Origin of the sequence: Bifidobacterium jacchi (genome assembly GCF_009078285.1) — a bacterium.
In the GTDB taxonomy this organism is placed as follows: domain Bacteria; phylum Actinomycetota; class Actinomycetes; order Actinomycetales; family Bifidobacteriaceae; genus Bifidobacterium; species Bifidobacterium jacchi.
Genome location: NZ_RQSP01000091.1, coordinates 1 through 1,774, shown reverse-complemented (window position 1 = coordinate 1,774; position 1,774 = coordinate 1). Strand labels below are relative to the sequence as shown.

1 protein-coding gene and 1 pseudogene are annotated in these 1,774 nt (G+C 55.2%); both read left to right on the top strand.

The genetic code is table 11. The annotated features are described in order from the left end of the window. Nucleotides 1-147 precede the first annotated feature (147 nt). The gene (locus EHS19_RS10435) at nt 148-801 is read left to right on the top strand and encodes a hypothetical protein (RefSeq protein WP_241677221.1); all 654 of its coding nucleotides are present in this window, start codon (nt 148-150) and stop codon (nt 799-801) included. A gap of 352 nt (nt 802-1,153) precedes the next feature. Further along, nucleotides 1,154-1,774, top strand: a pseudogene (locus EHS19_RS11510) (transposase); the annotation flags it as partial.

Here is a 1,774-nt window from a genome sequence, read left to right as displayed (position 1 = left end):
ACCGCCATCAAGAGCGGCAAAACACACAGGTGTTGCAACCACCACTAAAATCCGCCATGTCCTGGGGGGGTAAGTTATATAAAAACTTCAAGGCTGTATACAGTGGAGCATGTGAAAACTTGCTGCCAATTTGGCTATAGAAAGAATTTGACTATTGACCTTCTATCAAACAGAAAGAAGAAAAAGATGACGAAGAGTGGATTACGCAGCATTGCAACTAAAACGAGGGAAATGGTGGCTGCCTTATTCTCAATACTATTCATCGTGATAGCGTCAGCCGCTATCCCCAATTACGCTCGTGCATATGATAATGGGGGAGCCGGTTGGGCTCCGGGTAGCTGTGTTATGTATCGCCTCTATAACCGGAATTCTGGTGAGCATTTCTATACGTGTCGTAGTGAGGAACGTGATATGCTCCGCTCAAAAGGCTGGCGTTATGAAGGTGTTGGCTGGTTTGCCCCAACAACTGGTGATCCTGTATTTCGTCTCTATAATCGTAATGCAGGCGACCACCACTATACGCGAAGCTCTGCCGAACGTGACATGCTAGTAGCAAAGGGCTGGCGCTACGAGGGAGTCGGCTGGTATTCAGTTCCGGAGAATTCGGCAGGAAAAAAGTATCCTCTGTATCGACAGTACAATCCTCGTGCGCGGCGCGGGAATCACAACTACACGACGAATAAAGCAGAGAACGATATGTTGGTTCGTCTGGGTTGGAAGGCCGAGGGAATCGGCTGGTATGCTGAGGCGCCGGGGTATACGCACGGAGGGTGGACGACAATACCCGGCGAATACGAGTAATACACGCAACAATGTTGCGAAGTCGCTTTACATAATGTAGCACTTCGCAGTGTGTACCAAGTCGTTTTTCAATACAGTAGTTTAGTGATTGTTACCTCCTGCATGTTGGATTTTCCTTTCGCTGAGTGTGAAAGGAAAATCCGTGCATGATCGGGAACGCTCCGATCGCGGTTCGGCGGCTCTTCTATCATGTTCGGATTGCGAGCGGCAAGCAGTATGACTACCGACGAGCGACCTGTGAAGGTCGAGCCGCCGGCGAAACGAGGAATGACCGGATATGCGTTTATTCATACAGATTGATGTGGCCTGGTTTTTGTTCCGTGTTTCACCTCATTGATGGGAGACTAGGAACATGAATGGAAAGACCCGTTATACGAAGGAGTTCCAGGCGAAGGCGCTCAGGCTTCTGGAGGAGTCGCGTGCGAATCATTCGTGGAGACGAGGGCCGTGGCCTCGGTCGCGCAGAGTCTGGGCATCGCGTCCGAGACGTTGCGCAGGTGGAGGAACAAGGCCGACCGGACGGACGACGCGCGGTCGGCGGCCGGCGCGGAGGAGGCCGCGGCCGAGTTGAAGCGTCTGCGGGCGGAGAACGCCGAATTGCGCAGGGCGAACGAGATCCTGACGACGGCGTCGGCTTTTTTCGCGGCCAGGCTCGACCCGACACGGCGTTGAAGGTCGCGTATATCGACGCGTACCGGGGTCGTTTCGGGGTCGGGCCGATCTGCAGGGTCCTGTCGGACGCGTTGGATTGCGGGTTCCTGACCGAACGCGGCTACAGGGCGTTCAAGACGCGGCCGCCCAGCCGCATGGCCGCGCGGCATGAGGCGTTGGTGCGTGACATCACCATGATCCGGGAGGATGAGTTCATGCGCGTGTACGGGTACCGCAAGGTCTGGCATCAGCTCGTCCGCCAGGGTTGGGATCCGAAGGAGATCGGCAGGGACCAGGTCGCCCGGATCATGCGCGGGCTCGG